13 protein-coding genes are annotated in these 17285 nt (G+C 37.2%); 10 read left to right on the top strand and 3 right to left on the bottom strand.

All coding sequences use genetic code 11. The annotated features are described in order from the left end of the window. The first annotated feature begins 2 nt into the window (after positions 1–2). The 3 genes from IPI65_22345 (at position 3) to hemH (ending at position 5912) form a co-directional block, all read left to right on the top strand. Positions 3–695, top strand: a complete 693-nt coding sequence (locus tag IPI65_22345) for a response regulator transcription factor (protein ID MBK7444172.1) — start codon at positions 3–5, stop codon at positions 693–695. A gap of 101 nt (positions 696–796) precedes the next feature. After that, positions 797–4825, top strand: a complete 4029-nt coding sequence (locus tag IPI65_22340; protein ID MBK7444171.1) for a lamin tail domain-containing protein — start codon at positions 797–799, stop codon at positions 4823–4825. 76 nt (positions 4826–4901) lie between these two features. After that, entirely contained in the window at positions 4902–5912 is a 1011-nt protein-coding gene (hemH, locus tag IPI65_22335) for a ferrochelatase (protein MBK7444170.1), read from the top strand. A gap of 49 nt (positions 5913–5961) precedes the next feature. Here hemH and IPI65_22330 read toward each other — a convergent pair whose 3' ends face one another. Then, positions 5962–8397, bottom strand: a complete 2436-nt coding sequence (locus IPI65_22330; protein ID MBK7444169.1) for a TonB-dependent receptor — start codon at positions 8395–8397, stop codon at positions 5962–5964. Positions 8398–8646: 249 nt separating this feature from the next. On the opposite strand from IPI65_22330, the gene IPI65_22325 reads away from it, so the two are divergent. Genes IPI65_22325 through IPI65_22315 form a run of 3 tightly spaced genes read left to right on the top strand, consistent with a single transcriptional unit; the run spans position 8647 to position 11505 of the window. Further along, positions 8647–10188, top strand: coding sequence for an acyl-CoA carboxylase subunit beta (locus tag IPI65_22325; protein ID MBK7444168.1), 1542 nt, complete (start codon positions 8647–8649; stop codon positions 10186–10188). Between the two features lie 38 nt (positions 10189–10226). Next, positions 10227–11318 carry a M42 family metallopeptidase gene (locus IPI65_22320; protein ID MBK7444167.1) on the top strand — a complete coding sequence of 364 codons (1092 nt, stop codon included), beginning with the start codon at positions 10227–10229 and terminating at the stop codon, positions 11316–11318. Position 11319: 1 nt separating this feature from the next. Continuing rightward, positions 11320–11505 carry a hypothetical protein gene (locus tag IPI65_22315; protein ID MBK7444166.1) on the top strand — a complete coding sequence of 62 codons (186 nt, stop codon included), beginning with the start codon at positions 11320–11322 and terminating at the stop codon, positions 11503–11505. Between the two features lies 1 nt (position 11506). Here the strand turns inward: IPI65_22315 and IPI65_22310 are convergent, their stop codons facing one another. Together IPI65_22310 and gatB are read right to left on the bottom strand one after the other, a co-directional pair. Next, positions 11507–12640, bottom strand: coding sequence for an AhpC/TSA family protein (locus IPI65_22310; protein MBK7444165.1), 1134 nt, complete (start codon positions 12638–12640; stop codon positions 11507–11509). Positions 12641–12668: 28 nt separating this feature from the next. Next, positions 12669–14117 carry an Asp-tRNA(Asn)/Glu-tRNA(Gln) amidotransferase subunit GatB gene (gene gatB, locus IPI65_22305; GenBank protein MBK7444164.1) on the bottom strand — a complete coding sequence of 483 codons (1449 nt, stop codon included), beginning with the start codon at positions 14115–14117 and terminating at the stop codon, positions 12669–12671. Positions 14118–14345: 228 nt separating this feature from the next. On the opposite strand from gatB, the gene IPI65_22300 reads away from it, so the two are divergent. The 4 genes from IPI65_22300 to IPI65_22285 are packed head-to-tail and all read left to right on the top strand — an operon-like array spanning position 14346 to position 17191. After that, positions 14346–15620 carry a hypothetical protein gene (locus IPI65_22300; protein MBK7444163.1) on the top strand — a complete coding sequence of 425 codons (1275 nt, stop codon included), beginning with the start codon at positions 14346–14348 and terminating at the stop codon, positions 15618–15620. Further along, on the top strand, positions 15614–16435 hold the full coding sequence (locus IPI65_22295) for a hypothetical protein (protein MBK7444162.1): 822 nt from the start codon (positions 15614–15616) through the stop codon (positions 16433–16435). Before IPI65_22300 ends, IPI65_22295 begins: the two co-directional genes overlap by 7 nt. A 6-nt stretch (positions 16436–16441) precedes the next feature. Next, positions 16442–17011 (top strand): T9SS type A sorting domain-containing protein, encoded by a 570-nt coding sequence (locus IPI65_22290; protein ID MBK7444161.1) that lies wholly within the window; start codon positions 16442–16444, stop codon positions 17009–17011. Positions 17012–17017: 6 nt separating this feature from the next. Next, positions 17018–17191, top strand: a complete 174-nt coding sequence (locus tag IPI65_22285) for a hypothetical protein (protein MBK7444160.1) — start codon at positions 17018–17020, stop codon at positions 17189–17191. The last annotated feature ends 94 nt before the right edge of the window (positions 17192–17285 follow it).

Here is a 17285-nt window from a genome sequence, read left to right as displayed (position 1 = left end):
CTATGAACTACAGAATTTTAATCGTTGAGGACGAGGACCACATTCGCGAAAACCTCAAATTAAACCTCGAAATGGAAGGTTATGAAGTAATAGCAGTTGCTGATGGAGCTAAAGCAATAAAAGCATTTAAAGAACAACGTTTCGACCTGGTTATTTTAGATGTTATGCTTCCTGAAATGGATGGATTTGATGTTTGCGAACAAATTCGCCTCGACGATCGTGAAACACCTATTTTATTTTTAACTGCGAAAGATGCTTCTATTGATAAAATAAAAGGGTTAAAAACCGGCGGTGATGATTATATGACCAAACCGTTTAACCTTGAAGAATTATTATTACGCATCATTAATTTATTGAAACGTACATCAAAAACACCTGCTGAAGATAAATTTCATGCCTATGAGTTTGGTGGTAACGTAATCAACTTTGTTACCTACGAAGCAAAAGGAATTAATGGTGATGTAAAACTTACCAATAAGGAATTAAAACTGCTGAAATTATTAATCGACAGAAAAAATGAAGTGGTTTCCCGTACACTCATTTTGCAAACTGTTTGGGGTTACGATGTTTACCCTTCAACCCGAACTATTGATAACTTCATTCTCGCTTTCCGTAAATATTTTGAAAAAGACCCTAAAAGTCCGGTTTATTTCCACGCCATTCGTGGGGTAGGATATAAGTTTGCCGATAAATAATATTTTCTGTTAAACAATAAATTCAACAAACCCACGGAGCCTTTTTTCTGTGGGTTTGTTTGTTTAAGGTACTGTATATTTGTATAGGCTAACACACATTTATGCACCACAAATACCATTTTTGGGTATTCGCAATGCTCCTCAGCTTTGCCGGAAACCAGATATTTGCTCAAATAGTTATTAATGAAGCTTCCAATAAAAATGGAAGTAATATTGTTGATGAAGATAATGATTATGAATCATGGATTGAACTCTACAACGCAGGTGCATCGCCGCAAAATCTTTTTAATTACGGCCTAACAGATAATGTTACATTACCTTCAAAATGGACATTGCCAAATACCATTCTGAACCCGGGCCAGTTTTTATTGATTTTCGCTTCCGGAAAAGATAGAAAACCTGAATCCGATATTCATCATTGGGAACAACCAATAAGTGATACCGTAACCTGGAAATATCTAGTACCGGATGATGATACTCCTGTAGATTGGATTACGGAAGGTTTTGATGCAAGTGCATGGGATGAAGGAAACAGCAGTATCGGTTATGGTGATGCTGATGATAATGTAATTCTTCCCGATGCTACGCGTTCTGTTTATTTACGATATACTTTTACTATAGATGATACATCTAAAATTGGAGATGCATTTTTAAGTTTGGATTATGATGATGGATTTGTTGCTTATTTAAATGGTAATGTAATTGCATTAAACGGATTTGCAGCAGGCTCTCCTGAATATGACGAATTATCTGCAGCCGACCACGAAGCCAGTATGTACGGTGGTGGTGTACCCGAACATTTTTATTTTGATGAAGCTTTATTAAAAACATGGATTCATGACGGCGAAAATGTTTTATGTGTTGAAGTACATAATGTATCACCCGGCTCCAGCGATTTAACAGCAAGGCCATTTTTTTCTTTTGGAATAAAAGATGAAGCGATAATCTGGACTGATATGCTACCGATATGGTTTCCATATAATGTAATTACAACAAATCTGCATACCAATTTTAATATCGATGCTGAAGGTGAAACTATTTATCTTTCAGATGTGAGTGGATTATTTATCGACTCATTATTAGTGAATGTTGAATTTGCTGATCAATCAGTTGGATGTATAACAGATGGTGCAGCTGAAAACGGAATTTTTATTACACCAACACCTGCTTATTCTAACAGCGGAATTACTTACACCGGTTATACAGAAGGTGAGGCAACGTTTTCATTGGATGCAGGTTTTTATACCGGTGAGCAGACTGTTTCAATAACAGTTCCGGTTGGGTGCGTGGTTTATTATACTACAAACGGAGAAATTCCAACTACTGCCGATGCATTATATATGTTGCCATTACATATTGATGCAACTACTGTTTTAAGAGCAAGAGTATTTGATGCAGCCGGCATTTTATTACCCGGAAAAATTAGTACGAATACGTATTTTATTGATGAAGATATTTCCATTCCTGTAATTTCCATTTCTACTAATAATGATAATTTATATGGTGGATCCGGAATATTTGATCATTGGGATACGGACTGGAAAAAGCAAGCCTACATCGAATATTTTGATACCATTCACATAAATGCATTTGAACAAAATATTGGAATAAAAGTAGATGGTGGTGCAGGTGGTAGTCGCTCGTTACCACAAAAAAGTATGCGTGTGGAATTAGATAATCCTGCTTATGGTGATGGCACTTTATCATATCCATTATTAACCAGAAGGCATTGGGTAGATGATTACGAAACATTTTATTTGCGCAATGGCAGTAATATGAGTAATGTGTTGCCGTATAAGGATGCATTTATGACCAGAACTACCGATGGCACATATAATGAGCACATGGATTATGATCCCGTTGTGGTTTTTATTAACGGAGAATATTGGGGATTTTATGAATTAAGAAATAAACTCGATGAAGGGCATTTTGATCATGCAAAAGGTGTAGATAAAGATAGCCTGGATTTAATGTCACTGAGTTATTGGTATGGTTTAGTATTAAGAACATTAAGTGGTTCTGATACCGATTTTATTGAAATGCGTACCGTTTTAGCTACTTATCCAACACCTGAAGACCCCGAATATTATGCATTGGCAGATTCATTATTGGATTTGCAAAATTTCACCGATTATATCGCATCACAAATGTTTTTTGCAAATTACGATTGGCCATATAATAATATTAAAGCATGGCGCGATCGCGGTGGAGACAATAAATGGAAGTATGCCATTATCGATGTGGAATTAGGATTAGGAATTGGCGGTTGGTCAAATGCAAATTCTGATTTAATTCCGGGATTATTTAGCCCTCAGGAAAATATTGAACCACTCGCAAAATTATTGCAGAATCCAATTTACCACGACTACTTCGTTAACCGATATGCGGATTTATTAAATTCCACTTTTTTACCGGAGCGCACGCTTGCCATGGAAGACAGTATTTATAATGCCATGATAGCCGAAATGCCGCGACAATTCGAACGATGGGGCTATGGTACTATTGATGAACAAATGGCAACCTTTGATGCATATCGGGAAGCCTTGCGCGATGATTTTACAGTTCGCTCAGATAAAGAACGTACCCATATTAAAAACGGGTTCGATTTAGAAGATAAAGTAGAAATTACTTTAGCATGCGATCCTCCCGGTTCAGGTTATATCAAAATAAGTACATTAACTATTTTCGATTTACCGTGGTCAGGAATTTATTTTGATGGCGTTCCGGTGCAAATTACTGCAATGCCAAACACCGGTTACACATTTTCAAACTGGGATGCCAGCGAATTTATTACAGACCCATTGTTAAACGGATTTATTTCTAATATAACTGACGATGTAACTTTTACAGCCCATTTTACCGGCGCTGCTGCACCATCAGAAATTACTATCAGTGAAATTAATTACCATCCTGAAGCATCTGTTAATGCAGGAAACTGGCTCGAATTATGGAATTATGGTATGGCTGATGTAAATATTTCCGGCTGGAAATTACGTGATGCAGACTTTTTACATGTATTTACTTTTCCTGAAAATACCTGGCTGAATGCTAATGCAAGATTGGTAATTGCAGTTGATACTGCATTATTTCAAACACAACATCCCGATGTTTTAAATTATACAGGTCCACTTGGTTTCGGATTAAATAATGAGGATGAAACCATTCTGTTAATTAATTTACAAAATACAATCGTTCAGGAAATTAATTATACCGACGGATTGCCCTGGCCCATTGGTGCAGATGGATATGGCCGCACAATGGAGTTAAATAATCCTGCTATCGATATTAATATTCCTTCTAATTGGTTTGATGGCTGTATTGGCGGTTCACCGGGATTACCTTACACTCCTTGCGATGATAATATTATTATCAGTGAAATAAATTATAACTCCGGCCCTGCTTATAATGGTATGGATTGGGTGGAAGTATATAATATTTCATCAACTGCAGTTGACATTAGTGGTTGGAAATTTATGGACGATTCCCTGGGCATTGAACATGAAATAATAATTCCGGATGGTTATATATTAAATGCAAACGACCGATTAGTATTCATTCAAAACGAAACTGCATTTAATACTACTTATCCTGATATCTCAAATTATATTGGTTCATTTAATTTTGATTTAAGTGATAATGGTGAATGGATTCGCATTTACGACAGTGCAGGAATTTTAATGAATAGTATCAATTTCGATGATTTTTCACCTTGGCCTTTGGCTGCAGATGGTGGTAATTATACTTTAAATGTTATTGATTCATTTGGACTGATGAATAGTGGATTAAACTGGGAAACAATTTGTGAAGGTGGTTCTCCGGGAACTGCATCATTATTGCCTTGTGATATTGAAATTGCCATTAACAACACTGAAATTTTACCCGAAATCGATATTTATCCTAACCCTGCCGCAAATTATTTTAATATGCAGTTTAATTTCCTGGAAAACAGTGTTGTAAACATCAGTTTATGCGATTTGGAAGGTAGTTATAGTAAAGAAATATATCAGGGAAATATCAACTCAGGTTTTACTACTCAACAGGTAAATATTACTGATGTGCCTGCAGGCGTATATTTTGTTAAAGTTCTAATAGGTAATGAAACGCAGGTATATAAATTGATAAAACTGTAAAGTTTTTTTACATTTCTGAACAATTTCATCAAAAGGTTATTCTTATCTGCATACCTTTGTCGTTTATTTTTTTGGCATGCAAAAACTCGTAGGCGTATTATTAGTAAATCTCGGCACTCCCGATTCACCTCAGGTGCCGGATGTGAGAAAATATTTGAAAGAATTTTTATTGGATGAACGTGTTATTGATATCCCGGCACTTTCACGTAACCTCTTAGTGCGCGGAATAATAGCACCATTCAGGGCTCCCAAAAGTGCTAAATCGTATAAGGCCATCTGGACCAATGAGGGTTCACCTTTGTTGGTTAACAGTAAACTGCAGGCTGAAAAATTAGCTATCGCTCTTGGCAGCGGATATGTTGTTGAACTTGCCATGCGTTACCAACAACCATCCATTGAAGACGGATTAAATGCGTTATTCAAAAAAAATTGCACCGAAATAATTGTATTGCCTTTGTTTCCGCAATATGCCTCCGCAAGCAACGGCTCCGTAATTCAAAAAGTAATGGAAATCGTGAGTAAAAGACAGGCAATTCCAAAAATTACATTCGCCTCAAATTTCCATGATCATCCACTTTATATTAAAGCATTTAGTGAAATTGCAATAAAACATCAACCCCAAAATTATGACCATGTGCTATTTAGTTTCCATGGTTTACCGGAGCGTCAGATATTAAAAGCTGCTGAAGGAAATAATTGCCTAACGGAATCGTGTTGTAATACCTTACACAATCGCAATTGCCTGTGTTATCGCGCACAATGTTTTAATACTGCACGTTTAATTGCGGCACAGTTAAATATGCCGGAATCAGCTTATACAGTTTGCTTCCAGTCGCGATTAGGTAAAACACCTTGGGTAAAACCTTATACCAACGAAATAATTGAAAAATTAGCGAAAGAAGGTAAAAAGAATGTCCTCGTATTTAGTCCGGCTTTCGTAGCCGATTGTCTGGAAACCGTTTTTGAAATCAGCGTTGAATACCATGAAGAATTCCGCGAAAAAGGTGGCGAAAAAATTCAATTAGTGGAAAGTTTGAACGACCATCCATTATTTATCGAATGTCTCGTTGATATCATTACAAAATAAAAAAAGGCGGTCATTATTAAATGACCGCCTTTTTTATAATTCGTTTATTTTAGAACATATCCATTCCGCCATCGTAGTTTTCTTCCATTCCACGATTTGATTTGCGGCGGTTATTATCCTGCTGACCAAATTTATACGTCAATTTCAATGTGCCAATTTGCGACTGGCGTTTACGATTGTATTCGCTGTAAAAATTAATACCTTCACTATATCCTTCCCAAATTCTGGTATTAAATACATCACTCATACTTAAGTTAACACTGAGTTTATTTTGTAAGAAATCAGATTTAAGTCCGGCATCCATAAAATAAACCGGTTTCGATTCACCTTGCGCAAATGTCCATGGTGTATTATAACTAAATGTAACCTGCAATGCTGTTTGTTTCAATACCTGAAAAAACGACATCACGCGAATATTATACGTAAATTGTGAATTAGATAAACCTGCTTCCAGATTATTCGCATCCACCAACGTCTGATTAAAATTTACACTTGATGTAACATTCCACCATTTGTAAAATTCATTTTTCCCAACTAATTCTACACCATATTTCTGTTCGTTATCATAATTCTGGAAAGTCATGTAAGAAATACCTTCCGGCGTTACAACTGTATATGGAGAAATTTCATTTAACGTTTTATTATAATAAACCGAAGCCGAAATGGAATGTTTTTTAAACTCTTTTACAAAAGCTATTTCATAAGCATTTTCATATTCCGGTTCAAGCGCAGGATTTCCAACGCGGAAGGAATATGGGTCAGAATAATCAGGGAAAGGATTTAAAAACCAGGCATTCGGTCTGTCTACGCGACGACTGTAACTGGCTGATAACTCTGCTGTTTCAGTGATTTTATAATTTAAATGCACACTTGGAAATAATCCGAAATAATCGTTGTTGAATGTTTCACTGGTAGTTACTAATTCTGAATTCGTAAATGTTTGCTCCGCACGTAAACCAAGCTGATAACCGAATTTTTTAATGCTGCTGTTCCAAATTAAATATCCGGCAGCAACATCCTCATTATAAATAAATTGATTATTTATCGAATCATCCACACTCCAAATTCCTGTTTCAGCATTATAGGACGTTGAAAACAAAGTATTGTCTTTTATTTCTTTCGTATATTTTATTCCACCCTCTAACTGATTACCATTTTTAAACGGATGTACATAATCGGTTTGCGCACTCATATCTTTATTTATAGAGGGACGAGCAACATTTTGTAAAAGTGGTGAACCAATAATTATTTGATCCAAATCATAAAAACGTTCATCATAAGCACTCTCGTCATTGCCATCACCATAAGAGTAAAATGCATCTGCAGTTAATACTCTTTTTGCGTTGGCAAATGTTTTGCGGTAATTCATACCCACATTATAGGATAAACCATCATTCATTGAGTTGGTTACTCGTTCGCTGGTAGAAGTTGAAACGCTGTCGAAATTTAAAAATGTATAATCTACATTTTCATTGCGTTCTCCGGTATTGGTATGAAATGTTCCGCTGATACCAATCGTGTTTTTTGAGTTGATATAATAATCTAAACCTGTTCTCGCCATATGCATTTGCGACAAACTATTTGAATTGCTTACAGAGTTCAGATAAAATGTAGTGTCTTCCTCAAACGTTTTGCGATAAACACTTCCACTACCATCACGATTATCGTTTACATAACTGTAATTCGAATAAAAATTAATTTTATTGTTTCTGAAATTGAGTGAAGCCCCACCTTCATATTTTGGGGTGGTGGAAATTCCTGCTGTCACATTCCCATTTAATCCAACCTTTTTATTTTTTTTCAAAACAATATTAATAATACCGCTATTTCCTTCCGCCTCATATCTTGCTGAAGGATTGGTAATTACTTCAATACTTTCAATAGAACTAGCCGGAATTTGTTCCAAAATGGCATTCATATTACTGCCAACAATACCCGAAGGTTTGCCATCAATAAAAATGCGCACACCTTCATTTCCACGCAAACTGATATTGCCATCAATATCAATAACAACACTTGGAATGGTTTGTAATGCATCAGATGCAGAACCTGCTGAAGCAACAATATCTTTTTCAATACTATATACTTTTTTATCGATGCTACCCGACAAATAGGATTTTTCACCCGTAATGTTCACACCTTCCAGCATATTAACATCTTGCCCCATCATCATTACACCGGCATTATAAAATGGCGCACCCGGTTGCAGAGTAAACGTTTTTAACCTTTCGAAATAGCCGATAAAACTATAATGTAAAGTATAAGTACCACTATTATTAACCGTGAAAGTAAATTTGCCATCCAAATCGGTAATTGCACCGGTAATAATGGTAGAATCATTTTCAAGGGTAATAGTAACAGCCGCAAATTCAATCGGCTTTTGTGAAGTTGAATCAATAACACTACCGGCAATGGTAATTGTATTCATTTGTGCCTGAGCAGTATAAATTGTGTAAAACAGGAGGAGCCCAACAAATCTTTTCATCAGTAATATTTACTTTTCTAATTGTTACAAAATTAACGTTTTTGACCTACCGAAATAAGTAAGGTTTACTGCGTTAAAGGTTTCTTAACAAATATTGTGAATTTAAGTTTCCCCTTTTTGCAACAAAATGTCCACAAAAACGCCTGAAACTTGCAAAAAATGCAACTTAGCACCGGTTTGTTATCATTTATCAGTGAATTTCTTGTTAACCTTTAGTATTTTTCCGACTCATTTTAAACCTCAGCAACTGTGGAGCAAAAAATCAAGATACTGGAGCAAAAAAAGGCAGAAGCCCTTATTGGTGGTGGCGAAAAAAGGATTGAGCAACAGCACAAAAAAGGCAAATTAACTGCCCGCGAACGGGTGCAATTGTTGATGGATGAGGGCACTTTCGAAGAAATCGGCCAGCTGGTTACCCACCGCAGCCACGACTTCGGCATGGAAAACCAAACGTTTTATGGCGATGGCGTTGTAACGGGTTACGGCAAAATAAATGGCAGACTCACTTACGTATATGCGCAAGACTTCACCGTTTTTGGTGGAAGTTTAAGTGAAACACATGCCGAAAAAATTTGCAGAATAATGGACCTCGCCATGCAAAACGGCGCTCCAATCGTGGGTTTGAACGATTCCGGAGGGGCTAGGATACAAGAAGGGGTGAACTCACTCGGTGGTTATGCCGACCTGTTTTTTAAAAATACCATGGCCAGTGGCGTAATCCCTCAAATTTCGGCAATCATGGGCCCATGCGCGGGTGGAGCCGTGTACTCACCTGCTATTACCGACTTTATTCTAATGGTGGAAAAAACATCTTATATGTTCGTTACCGGCCCAAACGTGGTAAAAACGGTTACACATGAGGATGTGAGCAGCGAAGACCTCGGTGGCGCAATTACGCATAGCACTAAAAGTGGCGTTGCACATTTTGCGGCTGCCAACGGACTGGATTGTATCATGAAAATTAAGCAACTGCTGAGTTATATGCCTCAAAATTGCGAGGATGAACCACACGTGGTTGCATATTCCGGCACAAATGAACTCCGCCCGAAACTGAATAACCTCATTCCTGAAAATCCGAATCAGCCGTATGATATTCGAGAAGTAATTACTGAAACGGTTGATGAAAATTCGTTTTTTGAAGTACATCAGAACTATGCTGAAAATATTGTAGTTGGTTTCGGAAGAGTAGCAGGTAGAAGTATTGGTATCATCGCAAATCAACCTGCCGTTTTAGCGGGTGTTTTAGATATCGAATCCAGCAGAAAAGCAGCACGATTTGTTCGTTTTTGCGATTGTTTTAATATTCCTTTAGTTGTTTTTGAAGATGTTCCCGGATTTTTACCCGGTACCGATCAGGAATGGAAGGGCATTATTACCAACGGCGCAAAATTGTTGTATGCATTTAGCGAAGCAACCGTACCAAGCATAACTATTATTACCCGAAAAGCTTACGGTGGTGCATACGATGTAATGAACAGTAAACATATTGGCGCTGATATGAATTTTGCCTGGCCTTCAGCAGAAATTGCCGTTATGGGCGCTAAAGGTGCAGCAGAAATTATTTTCAAAAAAGAAATTGACGAAGCGGAAAACCCGGAAGCGAAATTGCAGGAAAAAATCGACGACTATACCACTACATTCGCAAATCCATATCGCGCAGCAAATCGCGGTTTTGTGGATGAAGTAATTAAACCGGAAGAAACCAGAATAAAAATTATACGTTCACTCGAAATGTTCAAAAATAAAGTAGCGAAAATTCCACGTAAAAAACATGGTAATATTCCGTTATAAAATAAATTGAAGGGCTGAAAAAAATGTAATGCATTAACATGGCAACGAAAAAAAAATCATCACTCATCGGTAATAAAGAAATTGATTTCTTAAAAACATATCTCGATAACCCTGCACCAACCGGTTATGAAGCGGAAGGTCAGAAAATATGGTTAAATTATATGAAACAATATAGTGATGATTATATTGTAGATAATTACGGTAGTGTGGCAGCTATAATTAACCCAAAGGCTGAATACCGCGTGGTTATTGAAGCTCACGCCGATGAAATTGCATGGTCGGTGCATTTTATTACGGAAGATGGATTTATTTATGTGGAACGCATCGGTGGTTCCGATACTATTATTGCGCCAAGTAAACGCGTAAATATTCACACCGAAAAAGGTATTGTAAAAGCTGTTTTCGGATGGCCTGCAATTCATACTCGTCGCACTAAAGATGATGCACCCGAATTAAAAAGTATTTTTCTCGATTGTGGTGCAATGTCAAAAAAAGAAGTAGAAGGTATGGGCATTCGCGTTGGTGACCCAATTACTTTTGATGACGATTTTTTTGTGATGAATGATAAATATTTTGTCGGCCGTGCAATCGATAACCGCATCGGCGGATTTATGATTGCTCAGGTGGCAAGAATGTTAAAAGAAAATAAAGTTAAATTACCTTTTGCATTATATGTAGTGAATTCCGTTCAGGAAGAAGTTGGATTGCGTGGTGCAGAAATGATGGCACATACTATTAAACCAAATGTGGCTATCGTAACTGATGTAACACACGATTCTAACACACCAATGATTTCAAAAAATCTGGAAGGTGATTTAAAATTAGGTCGCGGACCCGCACTCACCAAAGGTCCTGCCGTGCACAATAAATTATTAAAAATTGTAGAAGACGTAGCGAAAGCAAATAAAATAAATTTTCAGCGCGACGTAGCATCACGTGCAACAGGAACCGATACCGATGCATTTGCTTATTCAAACGGTGGTGTGCCTACATGTTTAGTAGCATTGCCTTTGCGTTACATGCATACAACAGTAGAATGTGTGCACAAAGAAGATGTGGAAGCGGTAATTAATTTAATTTATCAAACCGTAATTAAATTAAAACCCGGATTTAATTATAAATATTTGTGACATGACAATAAGAGGTATTGCAGCAGTATATTTAATTTTTGCCATCTTTCCGGTAATTGCGGCTATTATCATATTTATTGTAGCCTATAACAAAAAAAAGAAACTGGATAAAAAAAATCTTGACCCAAATAAAAAGCCCTCCCGTCCGGGAAGGCTTCGAAGATTTTTTACAATTCGTAAACAGTAAATTATTGATTGACCAATTCCATTACCTTTTTTTCTAAGGCTTGTCCTCTTAAATTTTCAGCAACAATAATACCATTGCGGTCAACTAAAAACGACATCGGAATGCCGGTGATTCGATAATCCATTGCTGCTTTATTTTCTGCTGATTCCAAAGCACAAACATGATTATCCCAAACTAAACCATCATCCTTAACTGCTGCCAACCATTTATCTTTATCGGTATCCAGCGATACACTAAATATATTAAATCCTTTTGCATGATAAGCATTATATACCTTCACCACATTCGGATTTTCTTTACGGCATGGTCCACACCAGCTTGCCCAAAAATCAATCAACACAATCTGACCTTTTAAATCAGATAACTTTTTATCTTTTCCATTTTTATCCGGTTGAATAATATCAATAATCGGTTTGCCAACAAAACTTTGTGCACGCACCGCTTCCTGTGCCGCAATTTTCACACCCATTTCTTTAATATAAATAGAGGATGAGTCAGCCGAATTTTTCCATACATTATATTTATCCTTCACATAATCAAATTCACTGTTGAATATCGATTCAATCGCAATAGCAGAATTACTTGTGAATTTAGATGTATCCACAAAATTTTTGAATATCGATAAATAATCACTTTGTAACTGATCAACAATTGCAGTAAATGCAGAATCATTACCTGACGATTTTAATTGCATTATCGAATCATTCATCGCCATTGCTGCATTGTCGAAATTACGCAAGGTGGTCATCAAACCAAATAACGATGTTGTTGCAGGTGAACCTGTAATTTGCGGGTCGCCGGGTTCGTTCAAATTTGCTGTTAATCCCATCTCTTCATTGTGTAATGAAACGATGTAATAATTTTGTGCATTACCAACAACCGATATTCTGCAGGTCATTCTTTCCGGTAAATAATTTTCCATCGTGAAATTTCCTTTTTCATCAGCAGTTACTGTATCAATAGCCGTGTATTTCGGTTGCCCGATTTCAGGAAACGACATGGTTTCTAAAACTACTTGTTTGTTTTCAGCACCAACTATACTGCCGTTAATGGTAAAAGCATCACCAACCGACTTGTTGCAGGCTGTAATCACAACAAACAACATACTTAAAATAATTAAAAATTGTTTACGCATTGTATTTATTTCTATTTAGAATTAGGTTTTAGTTATTTAATTTTTCACTTAATACTTTACTGGTAATTTTTGGGTCGGCTTTTCCTTTACTGAGTTTCATTACTTCTCCCATAAATAAACCCATTAAACCTGTTTTACCATTTTTAAATTCAGTAACTTTTTCAGGATATTTTGCCAATACTTCATCCACCAGTTCTGCTAAAAAGTTGGTATCACTTTCCTGCAATAAATTTAATTCCCTGGCCATATCCGCAGCACTTTTTTCAGGATGTTGCATCAGTGCCGGAAATAATTGTTGCGATGCCATGGTGAAACTTAATTTATTTTCATCAATCAACGCAATTATATCAGCAATATGATGTGGTGTAATAGGTAATTCTTCAACGTCTTTTGCATTTTCATTCAGCCAGCTTTTAATCGGACCACTCATCAAGTTTGCTGCTGCTTTATAGTTGCCTGTTTTTTCAATTATCGCTTCAAAATAATTGCTGATGGCTTTTTCACTCGTTAAAATTTCAGCATCATAAACACTTAATTTTAACTGCTCCACATATTTATGCATTAATGCTTTTGGTAATGCAGGCATGTCGTGTTGTATACCGTCAATCATTTCATCGCTAACAATAAATGGTTGTAAATCCGGTTCAGGAAAATAACGATAATCATGTGCTGCTTCTTTACTCCGCATGCTCACTGTTCCACCTTTTGCTGCATCAAAACTTCTTGTCTCCTGAATTATAGTTTCACCACGTTCAATCGCATCAACCTGTCGTATTATTTCAAAATCAATAGCACGTTTTACATTTCTGATGGAGTTCATATTTTTTACTTCCACCTTCACACCAAATTCAGTAGCACCTTTTAACATCACACTCACGTTTGCATCACAACGTAAACTGCCTTCCTCCATATTGCCATCACATATTTCTAAATGACGAACTAATCGGCGCACTTCGGTTAAATAAGCATATGCTTCATCACCACTGCGCAAATCCGGTTCCGTAACAATTTCCACTAATGGTGTTCCTGCTCGGTTTAAATCTACCAGCGTATAAAAAGGATCTAAATCATGAATACTTTTTCCTGCATCTTCTTCAAGATGTATTCTGTGCACACGAATCTTTTTTTCATTGCCGTATTCGCCAATTAATACATAACCGTTGGTGCAAATAGGAGTATTGTCCTGCGTAATCTGATATCCTTTCGGTAAATCTGAATAAAAGTAATTTTTGCGTGCAAACTGATTATAGCGTGTAATTGCACAATTTGTCGCTAATCCGAGTTTAATGGCCAGCTTCAAACTTTCTTTGTTAAAAACAGGCAAAGTGCCCGGATGCCCAAGTGTAACCGGACTCACATAAGTATTCGGCTCACCGCCATAAGCTGCAATATCGCTGCTGTATGCCTTCGATTTTGTGAGCAATTGCGCATGCACTTCAAGTCCGATAACGACCTCGTATTTATCATAAACGTTCATACGGCCGCAAAGATAAGAACTTGCAGCCAAGGGCAGGCTTCCGGTGCCACCTTTACTAAAATTTAGCAATGTCAGCAAAATGTGAAAAAAACGTTTGGCGTTAACAGCATTTCAGGATTTTGTTTTAACTTCGAATCGCAAAAGATTTATTTCTTTTCATATGTATATTACCCGGTGGACAGAAGAGGAGCTGGACACCGGTTTTTTTATTTTATAGAATTGTAGAATATGAAAATAACCCTTACCGCGCTGCTGCTTAGTTGTATAGTTTCCTTACAGGCTCAAAATTTTACCTATCAGGCTGCACTTCAAACTGTAGTTTTTTCAGGGGGCGAGATGTACGACCTGCGCCAGGATGACAATACCGGTTTTATTGATACCGACCTGCATTGGAGCGCAGATGGCACCACCAACCCTGCCGGTTTTCCCGCGGGAAGTACACTTTCAGCCGCCGCAACCATGTCGTTTACCTGCGATATAATGCCCGCAACCCTTTACATGCGCGGCACAGGCCCGGAAGGCATCGATTTTCCTGCTCAAACCGTAACCGCAGTCGGAACCACCTTCAACTACCCTGAAACCCCTGCCGATCAGGCATTTGAAGATAATAAAGTGCGCTATTTTGAAGATTTTACCATTTTTTGGGAATTTTCATTCGATAATGTCACATGGTACCCCGCCGGAACCAGCATGAGCACCGTTTACGTCACCCTACAACCCGCAAATCCCGAAAGCGGATTTTCAGGATTTAAATACTACCTCACCGTAATCGATATCGCCTGCAAAAGTGCCGATGGCGCAACTACCGACGATGAAATGATCAACCTCGTGTGGGCAGAATTCACCGACCATAACGTGTTACGTGCCGACGGCGTGCCAATGGGTTATTACAAAGAACTGTTTTCACCAAATGTAACACTGGGCACACTTATTAAATATGCCGACGGCGAATGTTATACCTGGGCGCAACTATTTCTTGCTACCCTTAAAATGCACGGATTTTCACAGCCCAATAATTATATGAATATCACTGCCGATTATTCGCCTTCGGGTTGTGGTAGCATTTCGCGATTTCTGGTTAAGGACTGGACTTTCGGAACACCCTCAAACGACTGTGCAGATATGCCTTATGTGAACGTTTATGCACCTGAATATTATGATGCTGATACAGCTTATATATATGATTATGCAGAGGTGAATGACGAAGTCGGCGTAATGGGTCAAACCGCGCCAAATCCTGCTTCCAGCTTTAGTAATCACCAAATAGCCATTGTAAACGGTAAATATTACGATGCCAGTTACGGGGTATTATTTGAAACATTTGATGAAATAAAATACGGTGCCCTCAGCGGTTGGAGCCGGGCCGAAACCAGCGATGAAGTAGGTATTGGTATAGATGTAAATGGCGATGGCGATTTAGATGCTTCTCCCGATTTTACCATTTTACGCGCAACAAGCGATATTGAAGCTGCCAACTTTGACCAATCGATTGAAACATGGTAAAACATACCCTTATAGTACTGTGTATTTTTTTGGGGGCAGAGATTACATTATCCGCTCAAGGGCGTTTTGACCGCAAAATTATCATTAGCGACAGCACATTTTATGCGGTGGAAATTCAGGAACAGATAGGCATATTATGGAAGGGTAGCATTAACCAGCCACTGGATAGCGCTGAACGGTTTGTAATTCCGGCAGGGACAAAAAGACGTAGCATTTACCTGCAGCCCTTTGCCTGGGATATTAGCAACGACACACTTTTTGCCATAAACTTTACCGAATTTTCTCAAAACGACCGCCTCACTTCATTAAAATCGATTCCACTCGATTCACTAAAAAAATTTACATCTGCCACACCAATAAATAAATATTTATTTAAAGCAGCTTTTGAAAATAGTGTGATTGAAAATTATCCATTTATTGAAACGTATAAAAACAATTTATATATGGATGATTTGTTTTTTGATATTGCTGTAAAAGGGGATAGTATATATGAATTTATTGCCATTAATAATCAAATTGTGATGTGGTTATGGGATGGAAAAGTTTGGACTAAATCAGCAACATTTCCATTTGAAACAAAATCATTTTTTTCTTTAGCCTATTTTCAAAACGATATTCATGTAATAGCAGGAAACGGCGAACGTTATATAATGCGACATACATTTATTCCAATCGGTTCAAATCGGTTTGATATGACACAAACAATAATGCTGGAAAATCGCGATACAAAAACTTTACATTTCATTAAAGCTGATGCCTGCAATAATACAAATTTATCTGTGCAGGAATTAGTCAATCAATTTACCATAAATTAATTCGAAATGAAAAAATTAACACTACTCTTAATTTTATTTTTTACCATACAATTTGTGCATGCCGATGATGTAACGGCCACAACAACACCTGCTACAATCGGTTTAAATAATGGAACAATAGCACTGGCAATTGCAGGTGGTGTTTCGCCCTACACCTTTAGCTGGACGGGCCCCGGCGGCTTTAGTTCAACCGAACAAAACATTACCGGTTTAGCACCGGGCGAATATTGTGTAGATGTAACCGATAATTATTGCGGAACCACAACCGTTTGTGTTACCGTGGAAGAATATCGGCCCAATGCAATTACAACTTTACAACCTGTCGACATACAAATTGCACCAAATCCGTTTACGGAATATTTGTTGGTAGAGGTAAATGTTGAAGCAGGATTTAATGCAGAAATCAGCATTACAGATATCGATGGGAAAATAGTAATTCAAAAATCCGCAAACTTAATTTCGGGAGCAAATAAAATTACTATTGATGAATTAAATCATTTAGCAGCCGGACAATACAATCTAGTTATAACAAATGCTACACAAATTGTAGGTGCAATAACTGTCTCAAAAATGTAATATTTTATGCCAACAGGAATTGAATTTATTTTTGTTTCATTAGTTCCACTGCTTGTGGTTTTAATGTGTATAGTAATCGTTTTGCTTTTTATGCGCGTTAAAAAATTGATGCAGGAAATGGAAACCTTACAACAAAAAGTTGCAAAACTGGAACAACTAGATTTGAAAAAAAGCGAATAATTTTTTTTTAGATGTTTCTTCCTGCTAAACACCAAAAGTAAGGTTTAGCAATTTTCTTCAACCTTACTTTTACTGGAAGTAAGGTTTACCTTTT

It is taken from the genome of Bacteroidota bacterium (assembly GCA_016706255.1).
GTDB lineage: Bacteria > Bacteroidota > Bacteroidia > Chitinophagales > BACL12 > UBA7236.
The sequence above is the reverse complement of the archived record's forward strand: the minus strand, read 5'-3'. Positions and strand labels throughout refer to the sequence as shown.